15 protein-coding genes are annotated in these 15,154 nt (G+C 50.0%); 10 read left to right on the forward strand and 5 right to left on the reverse strand.

Going from position 1 to position 15,154, the window contains the following annotated elements; genetic code table 11:
* Positions 1 to 30 precede the first annotated feature (30 nt).
* The 4 genes from C7M51_RS13340 (at position 31) to C7M51_RS13350 (ending at position 3,055) form a co-directional block, all read left to right on the forward strand.
* Positions 31 to 624: an XTP/dITP diphosphatase gene (locus C7M51_RS13340; protein WP_160622237.1), complete on the forward strand. Its 594-nt coding sequence runs from the start codon at positions 31 to 33 to the stop codon at positions 622 to 624.
* The gene (hemW, locus tag C7M51_RS13345) at positions 617 to 1,753 is read left to right on the forward strand and encodes a radical SAM family heme chaperone HemW (RefSeq protein WP_160622238.1); all 1,137 of its coding nucleotides are present in this window, start codon (positions 617 to 619) and stop codon (positions 1,751 to 1,753) included. The genes C7M51_RS13340 and hemW overlap by 8 nt, the downstream gene beginning before the upstream one ends.
* Positions 1,754 to 2,163: 410 nt before the next feature.
* The gene (locus C7M51_RS22470; RefSeq protein ID WP_244323730.1) at positions 2,164 to 2,409 is read left to right on the forward strand and encodes a DUF5675 family protein; all 246 of its coding nucleotides are present in this window, start codon (positions 2,164 to 2,166) and stop codon (positions 2,407 to 2,409) included.
* Positions 2,351 to 3,055: a hypothetical protein gene (locus C7M51_RS13350; protein WP_160622239.1), complete on the forward strand. Its 705-nt coding sequence runs from the start codon at positions 2,351 to 2,353 to the stop codon at positions 3,053 to 3,055. The genes C7M51_RS22470 and C7M51_RS13350 overlap by 59 nt, the downstream gene beginning before the upstream one ends.
* Positions 3,056 to 3,183: 128 nt before the next feature.
* Here C7M51_RS13350 and C7M51_RS13355 read toward each other — a convergent pair whose 3' ends face one another.
* From C7M51_RS13355 to trmB, 3 genes are all read right to left on the reverse strand, one after another.
* On the reverse strand, positions 3,184 to 3,897 hold the full coding sequence (locus C7M51_RS13355) for a YggN family protein (RefSeq protein WP_160622240.1): 714 nt from the start codon (positions 3,895 to 3,897) through the stop codon (positions 3,184 to 3,186).
* Between the two features lie 125 nt (positions 3,898 to 4,022).
* Positions 4,023 to 4,349, reverse strand: a complete 327-nt coding sequence (locus C7M51_RS13360) for a YggL family protein (protein ID WP_160622241.1) — start codon at positions 4,347 to 4,349, stop codon at positions 4,023 to 4,025.
* Positions 4,349 to 5,068: a tRNA (guanosine(46)-N7)-methyltransferase TrmB gene (trmB, locus tag C7M51_RS13365; RefSeq protein ID WP_160622242.1), complete on the reverse strand. Its 720-nt coding sequence runs from the start codon at positions 5,066 to 5,068 to the stop codon at positions 4,349 to 4,351. Before trmB ends, C7M51_RS13360 begins: the two co-directional genes overlap by 1 nt.
* 154 nt (positions 5,069 to 5,222) lie before the next feature.
* Between trmB and mutY the strand changes: the two genes are divergently transcribed.
* The 5 genes from mutY (at position 5,223) to C7M51_RS13390 (ending at position 11,782) form a co-directional block, all read left to right on the forward strand.
* Positions 5,223 to 6,311, forward strand: coding sequence for an A/G-specific adenine glycosylase (mutY, locus tag C7M51_RS13370; RefSeq protein WP_160622243.1), 1,089 nt, complete (start codon positions 5,223 to 5,225; stop codon positions 6,309 to 6,311).
* A complete protein-coding gene (locus C7M51_RS13375; protein WP_160622244.1) occupies positions 6,311 to 6,583 on the forward strand; it encodes an oxidative damage protection protein in 273 nt (90 codons plus the stop codon). The genes mutY and C7M51_RS13375 overlap by 1 nt, the downstream gene beginning before the upstream one ends.
* 48 nt (positions 6,584 to 6,631) lie before the next feature.
* A complete protein-coding gene (gene mltC / locus C7M51_RS13380) occupies positions 6,632 to 7,711 on the forward strand; it encodes a membrane-bound lytic murein transglycosylase MltC (RefSeq protein ID WP_160622245.1) in 1,080 nt (359 codons plus the stop codon).
* A 201-nt stretch (positions 7,712 to 7,912) separates the two neighbouring features.
* Positions 7,913 to 10,039, forward strand: a complete 2,127-nt coding sequence (locus tag C7M51_RS13385; RefSeq protein WP_160622246.1) for a filamentous hemagglutinin N-terminal domain-containing protein — start codon at positions 7,913 to 7,915, stop codon at positions 10,037 to 10,039.
* Positions 10,040 to 10,108: 69 nt separating this feature from the next.
* Positions 10,109 to 11,782 carry a ShlB/FhaC/HecB family hemolysin secretion/activation protein gene (locus C7M51_RS13390; RefSeq protein WP_160622247.1) on the forward strand — a complete coding sequence of 558 codons (1,674 nt, stop codon included), beginning with the start codon at positions 10,109 to 10,111 and terminating at the stop codon, positions 11,780 to 11,782.
* Positions 11,783 to 11,894: 112 nt separating this feature from the next.
* On the opposite strand, the gene C7M51_RS13395 is transcribed toward C7M51_RS13390, so the two are convergent.
* Both C7M51_RS13395 and C7M51_RS13400 read right to left on the reverse strand, forming a co-directional pair.
* Positions 11,895 to 12,725, reverse strand: coding sequence for a phosphoenolpyruvate hydrolase family protein (locus tag C7M51_RS13395; protein ID WP_160622248.1), 831 nt, complete (start codon positions 12,723 to 12,725; stop codon positions 11,895 to 11,897).
* 2 nt (positions 12,726 to 12,727) lie between these two features.
* On the reverse strand, positions 12,728 to 13,948 hold the full coding sequence (locus C7M51_RS13400; protein WP_160622249.1) for a Tm-1-like ATP-binding domain-containing protein: 1,221 nt from the start codon (positions 13,946 to 13,948) through the stop codon (positions 12,728 to 12,730).
* Between the two features lie 316 nt (positions 13,949 to 14,264).
* Between C7M51_RS13400 and C7M51_RS13405 the strand changes: the two genes are divergently transcribed.
* Positions 14,265 to 14,873 (forward strand): TetR/AcrR family transcriptional regulator, encoded by a 609-nt coding sequence (locus tag C7M51_RS13405; RefSeq protein WP_160622250.1) that lies wholly within the window; start codon positions 14,265 to 14,267, stop codon positions 14,871 to 14,873.
* Positions 14,874 to 15,154: the final 281 nt, after the last annotated feature.

A 15,154-nucleotide genomic window follows, 5' to 3' on the forward strand; every position in this document is an offset into this window, starting at 1 on the left:
TTTTTCGCAGTAAACGTTTCTGGAACTGATATGCAAAAAGTTGTCCTCGCCACCGGTAATGCTGGCAAAGTGCGTGAACTGGCCGATCTGCTGGCTGATTTTGGTCTCAATATCGTGGCGCAAACCGAGCTGGGCGTCTCTTCCGCCGAGGAGACCGGCTTGACCTTTATTGAGAACGCCATTCTGAAAGCGCGTCATGCTGCTCAGATTACCGGCCTGCCCGCTATCGCGGATGATTCCGGGCTGGCGGTAGATGCACTCGGCGGCGCGCCAGGCATCTATTCTGCCCGCTATGCCGGTGAAGAGGCCAGCGATAGTCAGAATCTGGACAAGCTGCTGGCAGCGATGCAGGCAGTGCCAGCGGGCCATCGCCAGGCGCAGTTCCACTGCGTGCTGGTTTATCTGCGTCACGCAGCCGATCCAACGCCGCTGGTATGCCACGGTAGCTGGGCGGGAGAAATCACCCAGGCACCCGCAGGCAGCGGCGGCTTCGGCTACGATCCCATCTTTTTTGTCCCGGAGCTGGGTAAAACCGCCGCAGAGTTAAGTAAGGAAGAGAAACGCGCCATTTCCCATCGCGGGCAGGCGCTGAAGCTGCTGCTGGAAGCGATGCGTAATGGCTAACCTTCCGCCGCTCAGCCTTTATATTCATATTCCGTGGTGCGTACAGAAATGTCCCTACTGCGATTTCAATTCGCATGCGCTGAAAGGCGACGTGCCGCATGAGGAGTACGTTAATCACCTGTTGACCGATCTGGATCGCGATCTGCCGCTGACCAGCGGACGCGAGGTGAAAACTCTCTTTATCGGCGGCGGCACGCCCAGTCTGTTGAGCAGCCGTGCTATGCAGCAATTGCTGGACGGCGTGCGTACACGCCTGCCGCTGGCTGCCGATGCGGAGATCACCATGGAGGCGAACCCCGGCACGGTGGAGGCCGATCGCTTTAGCGCCTATCAGGTGGCAGGTGTTAACCGCATATCTATTGGTGTCCAGAGCTTCAGCCCACAAAAACTGGAGCGCCTTGGTCGCATTCACGGCCCGGAAGAAGCGAAGCGCGCCGCGCAGCTGGCCGCCGGGCTGGGCCTGCGTAGTTTTAATCTCGATTTAATGCACGGCCTGCCCGATCAGTCGCTGACGGAAGCGCTGGACGATCTGCGCCAGGCGATTGCGCTCAATCCGCCGCATCTCTCCTGGTATCAGCTGACTATCGAGCCGAATACGCTGTTTGCCTCACGTCCGCCACGGCTGCCGGACGATGATGCGCTGTGGGATATTTTCGAACAGGGCCATCAACTGTTGACCGCGGCAGGCTACCAGCAGTATGAAACCTCCGCCTATGCAAAGCCTGGCTATCGCTGCGAACATAACCTGAACTACTGGCGCTTCGGGGATTATCTCGGCATTGGCTGCGGCGCTCACGGTAAGCTGACCCAGCCGGATGGACGCATCGTGCGCACGGTGAAAACACGTCATCCACGCGGTTTTATGGCAGGTAACTACCTGGACAGGCAGTATGAGGTAGCGGATGACGAGAAGCCTTTCGAATTCTTTATGAACCGCTTTCGCCTGCTCGAACCGGCCCCACGCGCTGATTTCAGCCGCTATACCGGCCTGAGTGAAAACGTGATCCGTGCGCAGCTGGATAGCGCGCTGGAGAGCGGTTACCTGACGGAAACGGTGGAATACTGGCAGGTGACGGAGAAAGGTAAGCTGTTCCTTAATTCGCTGCTGGAACTGTTCCTCGCAGAATAATTTCCGCTCAAACAGAAAGCGCATGGCTGTTAGTTATTTTATTCAGGCTAACGTGATGCGCTTTATTGCATAATTAATAACACTATTAATTCCTGACATTACTGTAGCATCAATATTTTTTATTAAATAGCCCATCATTTCCATACGGAAAATATTCATTTATAAAATATAAACACATACAATTATTTCCGATAGCACTCTGGCAATAGTTTACTTTCTAAAAATTTTTGTTAGTTAAAAACTAAATTAATAGTAAAAAACAAGAGGAAACTATTTTATGGCGTTCACCATTTTCACTCAGCGAAAATGGGAGAAAAATTTATCTACCATAAGCGAATTTCATATCTCTGGAACGGAAATAAAGGGATACTTCCTTTAAGCTGTATAACGCTAATGTATCTGCTGGCAGAATGATACTTATCCACCCTGGAAATGAACCCAAAGATACAAAAGGTTGTCTCTTACCTGGAACAGCGCGGTTAACTGATAAGGTTACAAACAGCGTTGCTATGTATAACAAAATAAAACAGCTAATGGTACGAATGGCATCACTAACTTTAAAGTTACCATTACTTCCTGCTACGTGGACAGAAAATTATGCAAAAAAATCTAATATCGCTATTCGCTCTGTTGTGTACTACGGTGTTTTTAAGTAGTGGCGCTTTGGCGGAGAAAAAACTGAAGGATGGTGTTTTTCAGGCTTACTGGAAGGCAGAGTGGAATGAAAGTGCTACTGTCAATACTCCGCAATTAAAATTTAGATACCTTCCCATTAAAGATTCGTTAAAAGAGAACAAAGTGATTAATATTATAATGGCTGGTAGTGAGGAAGAAAAAATAGAATTTATAAAAAATAATTTCCATAATATCCCCGCTAACTTTTTAAAATATAAAGAGTGGTATGTTAATCAAAAAGGTGATTTAACCGTTAAAGAAATTGAGAAGCATATGGAATGCAATACAGATAATTACACTGCTGCCTTTGTTTCTTTTTTCCCCGATTCTCCGCCGGTGACAATTGACGCCAACACATTTAAGGATACCGGCTGTAATGATGGAGGTAGCTTCCCTTACTTAACCTCATATGTTCTTAAACCATCCAGTAAAACAGGTCAGCTCAGGCAAGAACCTGGCGACAGCGCAAAAGTTATCCACACCTTTACCCAGGATGATAGTATTGCGAAAATAAAAACCATCGACGAAAAGTGGATGTATGTTTCCCTGTATGACTACACTAAACCAGATTTGTTAAGTGATAAAAAGGGATATATTAAATTTAGCGACGTTACACCGTTGAACTAATAGTTATCCATTAACAGGTATAACGGTGAGCAACTTTCGGCGGGCAGCCTGGAGTCAGGATACTTACGCGACATCATTTACTGTCATACAGAGCAGCCCCACAAAAGCGGGGCTGTTAAGACGTTTTATTACTTCAGCCCAGCCAGCAGCCCTTTGCGCTGGGTTTCCAGCGTAGTGACGCGACTGCATACCTCACGACCAAAGTTCTGGAAATCCTGCTCCTGGCTGCGCCATTCGGCCTGAATCGACTGTTGCAGCCCACCAAGATTACCCATCACTGCCTGCAAAGGATTACCACCCTGCCCGGCCTGCTTCATACCCATCTCATTCAGACTGTCCTGCACCACACCGCCCAGGCTACTGCGTACCAGACGCTCGCTATCCGCACGCACCTGATCGATGGCCTGGTGATGGAAGGTTAAACCATCGCTGCGATGTTCGATAACGCGATTCATCTGCTGCTTCAGCTGGCTATCCAGCGTCGTCAGTCGATTACGCACGTTGCTGTCGCTACCGAGTTTCTCCACCACGATGTTATCCAGCGCGACGCGGCCTTTTTCCAGACGCTGCATTGCGCCCTGATCGATCCACGGCAGATCGCGACGCAGCGCAGTCTGGTAATCAAGCGCTTTCTGACGCGTTGCGTTATCTGGCTCTACCTGCTTACCATTGAACTGGATATCGCCCAGCGGCGAGATAGTAAGATTACCGCTGGCACCGACTATCTGAACCGACTGCGGCGTGATGACGATATCATCCTGCGGTTTTACCGGACACTCCCAGGCCGCGTGCACCTGCATCGCCGCCAGTAAAAGTGCGCCCGTTAGCGCTTTACGCATCATAAACACTCCTGGTTTGCATCGGGGACATCATGTCCTTTTGCCCGTCTGAAAAAAGAAGCGGTGCGTCAACACCGCCCTGCTCTACGGCAAAGTATAGTCACCGCTGAGCCTGTGTTGTGTACCGCTTAGTCCCACCAGATATCAAAGAGTTCTGTGACCGTCACGCTCTCCATCTGACGCGCTTCCAGCCACTGACGCACCAGCTCGCGATGATCATCGGTGCATTTGCCAATCTTTTGCAGGCAAATCAATCCTTCCCACTGCAAATAACCGCTGCCGTCGAACGCCAGCCCGTTAGGTTCAATCACCTCGTTGATAAAGGCGTCTACGGTAGCGTCAATCTCTTCTGGCGACGTTCCCTGCGGAAAAGTCCAGGCAACGGAAAAACCCAGCTCCTGAAATTCATCAATATGCAGTTTTTTACGTAAACGGCGGCTACGCTGTGTTGCCATTATTTAATCCTCTCAAACATCAGATCCCATACGCCGTGGCCCAGTCGCTGCCCGCGCTGCTCAAATTTGGTTAATGGACGCGTTTCAGGACGCGGCACATAATCGTTGGTTGCCGACTGGTTTTTATAGCTCGCCACACCGTTCATCACTTCCAGCATATGCTCTGCGTAGGCCTGCCAGTCGGTCGCCATATGGAAAACGCCGCCCAGTTTCAGCTTACGCAATACCAGCTCGGCAAACGGTGTCTGCACGATACGGCGTTTATTATGGCGCGCCTTGTGCCACGGATCGGGGAAAAACAGCTGCACCATGCGCAGCGAGTTATCCGGGATCATCTTCTCCAGCACCTCGACCGCATCGTGACACATTACGCGCAGGTTTTCGACGCCCGCTTCCTGCGCCGCTCCCAGACAGGCACCAACGCCTGGCGCATGCACTTCGATTCCAAGAAAGTTTTGTTGAGGATTAGCGCTGGCCATCGCTACCAGCGACGCGCCCATACCGAAGCCGATCTCCAGCACCACCGGCGCTTCCCGACCGAATAACGCCGCCAGATCCACCGGCTCCGCCTGGAATTCTACGCCCATCACCGGCCACAGGGTATCAAGCGCCTGCTGCTGGCCTTTGGTCAGACGCCCCTGACGGCGCACAAAGCTGCGGATACGACGCAAAGGGCGTCCGTTTTCATCAAATTCCGGTGTGATGACGTCATTAATCATGTCGCTGCCTGCCTGTCTGCATATTCAGGAAAACGGGCATTATGCAAAGTTACCGGACAGAAGCAAGCACTTGCAAAGTTCCGGTTTACTCCGCACGATCTCTATGCTGCAATGCCTGCCTGAGTGTAGAGCAATAACGGAAAATTTCCTTCTCATGATGCAAGCGCAACAGTTCGCGCAGCAGGTGCTGGACTGGTATCAGCGCTTCGGACGTAAAACCCTGCCGTGGCAACAGGCCAAAACGCCATATAAGGTCTGGCTCTCCGAAGTCATGCTGCAACAAACCCAGGTTACCACCGTTATCCCCTATTTTGAACGCTTTATGGCGCGCTTTCCGACGGTTAACGATCTGGCCGCCGCGCCGTTAGATGAGGTGCTTCACCTGTGGACCGGGCTGGGCTACTACGCCCGTGCGCGCAATTTGCATAAGGCCGCGCAGACCGTCTCTGAACGCCATCAGGGCCGCTTCCCGGAAACCTTTGACGAAGTCGCGGCCCTGCCCGGCGTGGGACGTTCCACCGCCGGGGCGGTGCTGTCGCTGGCACTTGGCCAGCACTACCCCATCCTCGACGGCAACGTGAAGCGTGTGCTGGCACGGTGCTATGCAGTTGACGGCTGGCCGGGCAAAAAAGAGGTGGAAAAGCGTCTGTGGCAGATCGCTGAAGACGTTACGCCTGCCGAAGGGGTCAGCCAGTTTAATCAGGCGATGATGGATCTTGGCGCGCTGGTCTGCACCCGCTCAAAGCCGAAATGTGAGATCTGCCCGCTGAATAATAGCTGCATAGCTTATGCTCAGGGTAACTGGGCCAGCTATCCCGGCAAGAAGCCGAAACAGACGCTGCCGGAACGTACCGGCTATATGCTGCTGATGCAGCGCGACGAGGGCGTCTGGCTGGAGCAGCGCCCACCGGTTGGGCTGTGGGGCGGTCTGTTTTGTTTTCCTCAGTTTAGCCTTGAGGCAGAACTGCGCGCCTGGTTGAAGACGCACGGCATTGATGACAGTGCGCTACAGCAGCTGACGGCGTTTCGTCATACTTTTAGCCACTTTCATCTCGATATTGTGCCGATGTGGCTCAGGCTGCCATCTGCGGGCGTGGCGATGGATGAAGGAGCGGGTCTCTGGTATAACTTAGCGCAACCACCGGCAGTGGGTTTAGCCGCACCGGTTGAACGTCTGCTGCAAGAACTGCGCCATCCGCAGCAAATTTCGCTGCATATGCGCGTTACCGAAGAGGAAGAGTAATGAGCCGCACCATTTTTTGTACATTCCTGCAACGCGACGCTGAAGGCCAGGACTTTCAGCTCTACCCTGGCGACCTGGGTAAACGCATCTACAATGAGATTTCGAAAGAGGCCTGGTCACAGTGGATGTCCAAGCAAACCATGTTGATTAATGAGAAAAAGCTCAACATGATGAACCCGGAAGATCGCAAGGTGCTGGAGAAGGAGATGGTTAATTTCCTGTTCGAAGGCAAAGACGTGCATATCGAAGGTTATACCCCACCAGAGAAATAACATTTGGGCCTCAATTGAGGCCCCTGTTTTGGGTTCAGCGCAGATACGATGAAAAAAAAATTTATTGCCTTGCTAGTGATAGCACCGCTGCTGGTTTCCTGTTCGGGAAGCAAAAAAGACGTGTTGCATGAGGATTGGGTAAAAGACACCAACGGCTTCGACATTTTAATGGGGCAGTTCGCCCACAACATCGAAAATATCTGGGGTATCAATGAGGTATTGATCGCGGGCCCGAAGGATTATGTTAAGTACAGCGATAACTACTATACCCGCAGCCATATTAACTTTGAGAAAGGCTCAATCACTATTGAGACTATCTCCGGCACCGATCCTACTGCCAGCCTGCGCCAGGCGATTATCACCACGTTGCTGATTGGTGAAGATCCAGGCAATGTCGATCTCTATTCTGACGCTAATGATGTTCAGCTCAGTAAAGAGCCGCTGCTTTACGGTCAAGTGCTGGATAATACCGGGCAGCCGATTCGCTGGCAGGGGCGCGCGAGTAGCTTCGCTGATTATCTGATTCAGAACAAACTACAACGCCGCGTTTCCGGGCTACATGTCATTTGGTCTGTGACTATTCCGATGGTGCCTAACCACCTCGATAAGCGTGCGCATAAATATTTGCCGATGGTGCGCAAAGCGGCGGAAAAATATAACGTTGATGCTTCACTGATTCTGGCCATTATGCAGATTGAATCGAGCTTCAACCCCTATGCGGTCAGCCACTCTGATGCGCTGGGGCTGATGCAGGTGGTGCAACATTCCGCTGGTCTTGATGTTTTCCGCATGAAGGGGAAATGGGGCAAACCGAGCCGTAGTTACCTGTTCGATCCAGAAAATAATATCGATACCGGCACCGCCTATCTGTCGATCCTACAGGATAACTACCTGGCGGGCATCGCTAATCCGGTATCGCGCCGCTATGCGGTAATCACCGCCTATAACGGCGGCGCGGGCAGCGTGCTACGCGTCTTCTCCAGCGATAAAGAACGCGCTTTTGCCCAGATCAATGCGCTGTCACCTAACGAGGTCTATCAGACGCTGACGACGCGCCACCCTTCCGCGGAATCACGCCGCTATCTTTATAAAGTGAATAACGCGCAGCGTAGCTACCACCGCTTCTGATACGCTTACCAGCCAGCCTACGGGCTGGCTTTTTTACCTTCTGCCAACAATTTGGCTAAAATACGATTTTTCTCTACCCTCAAATTCTCTATTCTTCCTGACGCCCTATTGAGGACCATAACAAACTTGTCCTGATAGGGATATATTAATTAGTTATCCAATGCCTTCATGGATCAAATAATATTATTCAAGGGAAAAATCATGGTTTTTGATAATTTTAAATTTAATCCGCTTTGCCTCAGCATTATGTTATTAACCGGTAGCGTAGCCAGCGTTCAGGCGGCTGTTGTCGCTGACAGCAGCGTACGTCAAAAAATTAATGTTGTGACTAACTCCAATGGTTCTGAAATGGTTCATATCAATGCGCCTTCCGCCAGCGGTGTTTCTCATAATAAATATTCTCGTTTTGACGTAAATGAAAAAGGCCTGGTTCTTAATAACAGCAAACAGAGTTCGTTGACCTCAGTTGCTGGTCAGGTTGCCGGTAACCGTAATCTTGAAGAAAGTGGCTCAGCACGCGTCATTCTTAATGAAGTCACCTCAAACCGCGCCAGTAGCCTGAAAGGTAATCTGGAAGTTGCGGGCCAGAGTGCGCACGTTATTATTGCTAACCCCAACGGCATTACCTGCAACGGCTGTGACTTTATTAATACTACCCGTAATACGCTGACTACCGGCAAGCCGATCATGCAGTATGACGATCTTAAAGGTTTTTCGGTGCAGGGTGGTACTATTACCATCACTGGTCAGGGCATGAAGGATAACTACAGCGGTTATACCGATCTGATTGCGCGTGCAATCAAAATTAACGGCCCGTTAGAAGCCAACAACCTGACGGTGATGGCGGCTAACAACGATCATATCAGCATTGAAGATAATGTTGTGGTGGCAAAAGGTAAAGCGGATACCTCTAACTCCGGCGTTGGTATCGACGTCACTAACCTGGGTGGGATGTATGCTAATAAGATTACCATGGTTGCCAACTATAATGGTATTGGCGTACGTAATGCCGGTGTTATCCAGTCTCTTGGCGATTTAACCATTGACTCAATGGGGCATATCACTAATAACAAAACCATGTCGGCAGAAAACCTGCTGAAATTAAAAGCCGCTGGCGATTTCACCAATAGCACTAATAGTTCTGTTCAGGGTTTACTGCTTAATACAGAAGCAAAAAATATCACCAATGCGGGTTCAATTACAGCTGGCCACGCAACCATTAAAGCCAAAGGTAAATTATCTAATCAGGGTGGTATTGTTGCGCTGGGCAATATGCTGATTAATGCCGTTGAACTTGAAAACAAAGATGGTCTGATTCATGGTGTTAACAGTTTAACCATTGATGCAAACCGCGTATCTAATACTCAGTCGGAAGCCATTAATCATGCCATTACCTCCGTCACTAAAGGCCTTGCAAGTAACGGAAATCTGACGATCACCGCAGATAAGCTGGTAAACAACGGCACCATCTACGCTGATGGTAATATCCAGCTTGAAGCTGATGAGATCGATGCTAAACACAGTAATACCCTTTCTGGTGGTAATATCACTATTAAAACGCCGGGTGTATTATCTACCGCAGATGCCTTTATCAGCTCTGTAAACGGTAATGTAAATATTGACGCCGGTAGCGTAAGCAATGCTGAGAAAAAATCTTACCTGTGGGGTTTATTCAATTTCACTAATTATGTGAATGGTGCTATTTTTGCAAACGGTGATATTAACTATAAGGTTAAAGATACCACTGATAACTATAACTACCTGAAGGCGAATAACAACGTTACCGTTGATGCGCAAAGTAATTTTAATAATAATAACTTTATTGAAGGTAAAAAAGTTACACTGAAAGGTTCCAGCATCAATAACGCCAGTCGTATCAATGCAGAGAACGCTATTGATATTGATGCCAAAACGTCCTTTAACAATAGCGGCGTTCTGAATAGTTCAGGTAGCATCCTGCTTAACGGACCTTCTGTAGTCAATACAGGAAAAATCACTGCCGCCCAGACCACTATTTACGCACCTTCTTATAAAAACACCGGTGATGTCGAGGGTAGCTTTAGCGTTGTTGGCCATCTGAAACCTGAGCAGGAAACGCCTGAAGTTGACCAACCTGAAGTTGACCAACCTGAAGTTGATCAGCCTGAAGTTGACCAGCCTGAAGTTGACCAGCCTGAAGTTAACCAACCTGAAGTTGACCAACCTGAAGTTGACCAGCCTGAAGTTGATCAACCTGAAGTTGACCAGCCGTCTGTAGACATTGAGGTTGGCGGTGATTCAGATGAGTCTGATGACAAAGCTGCACGCACCATTATTATAGGGGCATAATTATCCTCTTCACGTGCCGCTACGGCGGCACGTTTTTTTATTTTATTCAGGCTTGTTCAGGGAAGAAACATGTCTTATCGTCCACTATTTTTTATTTTATTACTTCTGCCAACGGTCTCTTTTTCCAGTCCATCTGTACCCGAAATTAAACAACAAAATATCCATCAGCAGGCGCAGGAAAAAGCACGCCAGAAAAATCTGGCTACCAGCGGCAGAGATGTACAGGGAAAAGAATCTGCCGTAGATAATAATGATGGGAAATTCCTGGATACGCCAGACTGCCTAAAGATTGTTGAAGTAAAGCTGGATAAATTAGAGACGGTACCGCGCTGGCTGCGTTTACAACGCACGGCTAATCAGGGCGTTGGTCACTGTCTGAATATACCTAACCTGCGCTATCTGGTTTCGATGCTGGAAAATCGCATAATGAAAGCAGGTTATATTACCACTCACGTTTCCGTTCCTGAGCAGCAGGCCGCAGAAGGTAAACTCAAATTACAAATCGATGCGGGGCGTGTAGGCGAGCTCGCCCTGACTGAAGGCAGCAGCGATTATATCCGCATCGGTAACACCTTTCCTTTGGCATCAGGCGAACTACTGAACTTACGCGCGCTGGAACAGGGGCTGGAAAATATGCAGCGTATTCCCGATACCGAAGTTGCTATCCGCCTCTATCCCGGTGATACACCCGGCACCAGCAATATCGATATTACCCGTCATCAGCGGAAAATGTGGCGCACCGCGTTCTGGCTGGATGACGCAGGCAGTCGCTATACAGGACGCTATCAGGCCGGTGCAGCCTTCTATCTTGATAACCCCACATCGCTTAACGATCTGTTTTACTTTTCCATTGGAAGAACGCTGGAATATAACAAACAGCGCGGCAGCCGCAACCATGCTTTTTGGTATTCAATCCCCTATGGTTACTGGTCGCTAAATTTTTACACCAGTGAAAATAGCTATAGCCAGCCGCTGACAGACGAACTGGCCGATTTTTATTATCACGGCGAAAGCCGTAACACCAGCGTTGAACTGAGCCGTCTGCTGTTCCGTGACGCTCAGCAAAAAACTACCTTAAGCGCCCAGCTGACTAAGCGCAGCTACCGCTATTTCCTCAGCGATGTGGAGCTGGAACTGCAAAAGAAAGATCTGACTAATTTACGCCTTGCGCTTTCCCATCGCCGTTATCTGGAAAACAATGTGCTGGACGCTACCCTGAGCGTGCAACGCAACGTCTCTATCGCTGGCAATAAGCCGACGGCAGAGATGCTCTACAACGGCTATCGCCCTGACAGCCGCATTATGCAGCTTGATGTGCAGGCGTGGATTCCCTTTCAGTTAGGGAATCTGTCGCTGAGCTATACGCCCCACTATTTCCTGCAATATTCACCGGATAAGCTGATTTCCCAGGACCAGTTCAGCATTGGCAACCGCTGGAGCGTACGTGGCTTTGACGGTGAGTCGAGCCTGAGCGGTAACAGCGGCTGGTTTCTGAGCAATACCGTCAGCCTTGATCTGCCCCGCTGGCAGCAGCAGCTTTATACCGGCATCGATTATGGACGGATCGTCAGTCAGGCGGATAACAGTGAAGCTGGCAAGCATATGGCAGGCGGCGTCATCGGCCTGCGCGGTGACCTGTGGAGCATCGGCTATGATCTGTTCGCGGGCGCGCCGATCTATAAGCCGCAACACTTCCGCACCGACAGTCTTACCCTGGGCTTTTCAGCACAGTGGGCCTGGTAAAAAAACAGGCCGCCACAGTGATGACATCACGGTGACAGCCTGTTTGCTTACGGCCCGTTAACGGTAAGAAACCGAGCGGGCATAGTTAAGACCCTGGTGTTGGCGCGAAATATTAGCGCTTAATATTTTTAAACTGTTTTGTAGTATTGGTTAAAGCAACTTCTGTCGGCAACCGCTCCATAGAACTGGCACCATAGAAACCGTCACATTGCGGACAGTTTTCCATAATAAACTGTGCATCTTCCGGCGTGGAGATCGGACCGCCGTGACACAGCACGATCACATCTTCGCGCACCGCTTTTGCCGCCTGCGCCCATTCGTTAATTAAAGGAACACAGTCTTCCAGCTTCAGTGCCGTTTCAGCACCGATATTGCCGCCGGTAGTGAGGCCCATATGCGGGACGATAATATCGGCACCCGCTTCGGTCATCGCTACCGCGTCCTGCGCGCTGAATACGTAAGGCGTGGTCAACATATCTTTTTGATGGGCCAGACGAATCATGTCCACTTCCAGACCATAACCCATTCCGGTTTCTTCCAGGTTAGCACGGAAGTTACCGTCAATCAGACCAACGGTAGGGAAGTTCTGCACGCCGGAAAAACCAAGCGCCTTCAGATCGTCTAAAAATTTATCGAAGTGGCAGAAAGGATCGGTGCCGTTAACACCCGCCAGAACTGGCGTTTGTTTCACTACCGGCAATACTTCCTTCGCCATATCGACCACGATCTCATTGGCATTACCGTAGGCCAGCAGACCCGCCAGCGAACCACGTCCCGCCATACGATAACGGCCTGAGTTATAAATAACGATCAGATCGATACCGCCCGCCTCTTCACATTTTGCAGAAAGGCCGGTGCCAGCCCCGCCACCGATAATAGGCTCGCGCCGGGCAATCATGGCGCGGAATTTTTTCAACAGCTCCTGTCGATTAAAAGCAGGCATGATTAAAACTCCCTGGTGTTGATAGTACGAAACGTCTGAACAGCTATGTCAGCGAATTTTGGATCGTTAATGTTATAAGGTAATCGTATGATTTTTCTTTTATGGTTCTGTATCAGTTCCGCTTCCAGCGTAGCAATGAAGGCTTCATTCGCTTCAGGTGCCCAGAATGGCATACCCGGCGCATCAAGCGCGGAAAATCCGCCTTCAGGAATCAGGAACCGTACTTCTCCTTCGCAGCGATTTAATTTGGCGGCAATCCATTTTGCCATCGCGCGGTTTTCCTCTGGTGTGGTGCGCATTAGCGTGACCTGGGCGTTATGGTAATAAAACAGCCGGTCCGCATATTTTTCCGGCACGCTTGCAGGATGACCAAAATTGACCATGTCCAGCGCGCCGCAGGATACAACATAAGGTATTTTTGAATGGGCGATAGCATCAAAGCGCGTATCGCCACACGCCAGTACGCCACCGGCCAGCAGATCGCAAACTTCCGTGGTGGTTAAATCGAGCGCACCAGCCAGCATACCGCTGTCTGCCAGTTTCTCCATCGCCATGCCGCCACTGCCGGTGGCATGAAAAACCAGGCAGTCGTAATCTGCTTCCAGCTGCTGGCTCACCGCCTGAATACAGGGCGTGGTGACGCCAAACATCGTCAGGCCAAGCGCGGGTTTATCATCAGGGCTGGCTTCCGGCTGGAACAACACCGCACCGGCAATCTGATGTGCCGCATTGCCCAATACCTGTCGGGAAATACGGTTAATACCCGCTACATCGGTAACGGAATAAAGCATGCTGATATCGCTGGCACCGATATAGCCGGAGATATCGCCGGAGGCCATGGTAGAAACCATCACTTTCGGCACGCCAACCGGTAACGCCTGCATCGCGGGCGTAATTAACGCCGTACCGCCTGAACCACCTAAACCAAGAATTCCCGCTACATCCTGACGTGATTTAAGATAGTGTTCGAAAGCCAGCGTCATGGCGGCAATCGCTTTACCGCGATCGCCGCAGAATACCGCGTCGGCACCTTGTGGATGAAAAACAGCTACCTCATCCGGTTTTACATCGGTGGCAAAAGCATGATTAAGCGTTTGGGTAGAAAGGTCGATAGTCTTCGTCAGCAGACCAGTTTTATTAATCAAATCGCGGACATAAAACAATTCCTTTCCTTTAGTATCCGCCGTAGCAACTATGTAAACGTAATCGGTTTCTTTTTTCATTTTTGTTAAACATTCCTGTTATTATTGCCAATAAAGACTTGATAAAACTGAAATAAAAACCAAAATGCTTTCTGCATACAGATGACAAGGCGACCGCACGAGACAACAGTATCACTGTCTCTAATGTTAAATCAAGTGAATGAAATCACAGTCTCAGTAATAATGAGAAAAAACTGATCATTAACCAGAACGAATTGTTCACTGTTAAAATCGTCAGTTCTGATATAGTGCCAATATGTTATGCAGTAAGCGGGCAATCAGGCCGCAACAGAAAAAACAAGAGGTTAAAGTGATAGAAAGGGATCCCCAGGCAAGCATGCCGATGACATCCACGCGCGCTCGTACGCGCCGGCTATTAATCGAAACGGCAATGAAAATGTTCGATAGTGGTAGCTTTCCTTCTATTACCGAAGTGGCACAGGCGGCTCAGCTATCACGCGCAACGGCCTATCGCTATTTTCCCACGCAGAGTGCGCTGGTTTCCGCGATTGTGACTGAAACGCTAAGCCCGATGAAAAATTTTCAGCCTACCCGACATGATGTCGGCGATCGTATTGATGAGCTGCTGGCATTTGCCTTTCCGCGCATGTTGCAACATGAAGGTTCATTGCGTGCGGCACTGCACCTGTCGTTAACGCAGTGGGCGCAATCGCGCTCTGACCATTTGCCGGTTATCAAAGAGAAGCTCACGCGTGGCAACCGTAAACAAACGCTCCAGCGCGTTGTCGATCCTCTGCGCGCTGAACTCCCGCCCGCACTGCTACAAAAGGTAATGTATGCGCTGTCGTTAGTTTACGGTTCAGAAATCTTTATGGTAATGAAGGATATTTGGGGCTGTGATGATGACACCTTACAGGATGTCGCACGTTGGGTAGCGAAAGCTATCGTGCGCCAGGCACGTGAGGATGCGCGCGCAGGGCGCTAGATTACCTTTTTAGCCAGCGGAGGCTGAGGAACACAGGTTTCCAGCCTCCGGCGCTGGCAACGCTTAAACCAACCAGTACTCATCATTAGTCTGGCTATTTTCCCTTACCTTTCATACTTCATTTCTGTACATAAAACATGCAGGCCGCCAATAAAGGCGCATATAGGCTACTATTTTTCTTAAACGATATTTTCCATAATCGGCATATACTTTTGCCTGCTGTACAAGCGCGTCGGAAAAAGCGAAAATTGGGCCAGGATTTACCGGAATAGGCCTTCCCC

It is taken from the genome of Mixta intestinalis, from assembly GCF_009914055.1.
GTDB classification, from domain to species: Bacteria; Pseudomonadota; Gammaproteobacteria; order Enterobacterales; family Enterobacteriaceae; genus Mixta; species Mixta intestinalis.

Coding starts and splice junctions, on each gene's coding strand:
- C7M51_RS13340 (WP_160622237.1), top strand. CDS start 31: ATGCAAAAAGTTGTCCTCGCCACCGGTAATGCTGGCAAAGTGCGTGAA.
- hemW (WP_160622238.1), top strand. CDS start 617: ATGGCTAACCTTCCGCCGCTCAGCCTTTATATTCATATTCCGTGGTGC.
- C7M51_RS22470 (WP_244323730.1), top strand. CDS start 2,164: ATGATACTTATCCACCCTGGAAATGAACCCAAAGATACAAAAGGTTGT.
- C7M51_RS13350 (WP_160622239.1), top strand. CDS start 2,351: ATGCAAAAAAATCTAATATCGCTATTCGCTCTGTTGTGTACTACGGTG.
- C7M51_RS13355 (WP_160622240.1), bottom strand. CDS start 3,897: ATGATGCGTAAAGCGCTAACGGGCGCACTTTTACTGGCGGCGATGCAG.
- C7M51_RS13360 (WP_160622241.1), bottom strand. CDS start 4,349: ATGGCAACACAGCGTAGCCGCCGTTTACGTAAAAAACTGCATATTGAT.
- trmB (WP_160622242.1), bottom strand. CDS start 5,068: ATGATTAATGACGTCATCACACCGGAATTTGATGAAAACGGACGCCCT.
- mutY (WP_160622243.1), top strand. CDS start 5,223: ATGATGCAAGCGCAACAGTTCGCGCAGCAGGTGCTGGACTGGTATCAG.
- C7M51_RS13375 (WP_160622244.1), top strand. CDS start 6,311: ATGAGCCGCACCATTTTTTGTACATTCCTGCAACGCGACGCTGAAGGC.
- mltC (WP_160622245.1), top strand. CDS start 6,632: ATGAAAAAAAAATTTATTGCCTTGCTAGTGATAGCACCGCTGCTGGTT.
- C7M51_RS13385 (WP_160622246.1), top strand. CDS start 7,913: ATGGTTTTTGATAATTTTAAATTTAATCCGCTTTGCCTCAGCATTATG.
- C7M51_RS13390 (WP_160622247.1), top strand. CDS start 10,109: ATGTCTTATCGTCCACTATTTTTTATTTTATTACTTCTGCCAACGGTC.
- C7M51_RS13395 (WP_160622248.1), bottom strand. CDS start 12,725: ATGCCTGCTTTTAATCGACAGGAGCTGTTGAAAAAATTCCGCGCCATG.
- C7M51_RS13400 (WP_160622249.1), bottom strand. CDS start 13,948: ATGAAAAAAGAAACCGATTACGTTTACATAGTTGCTACGGCGGATACT.
- C7M51_RS13405 (WP_160622250.1), top strand. CDS start 14,265: ATGCCGATGACATCCACGCGCGCTCGTACGCGCCGGCTATTAATCGAA.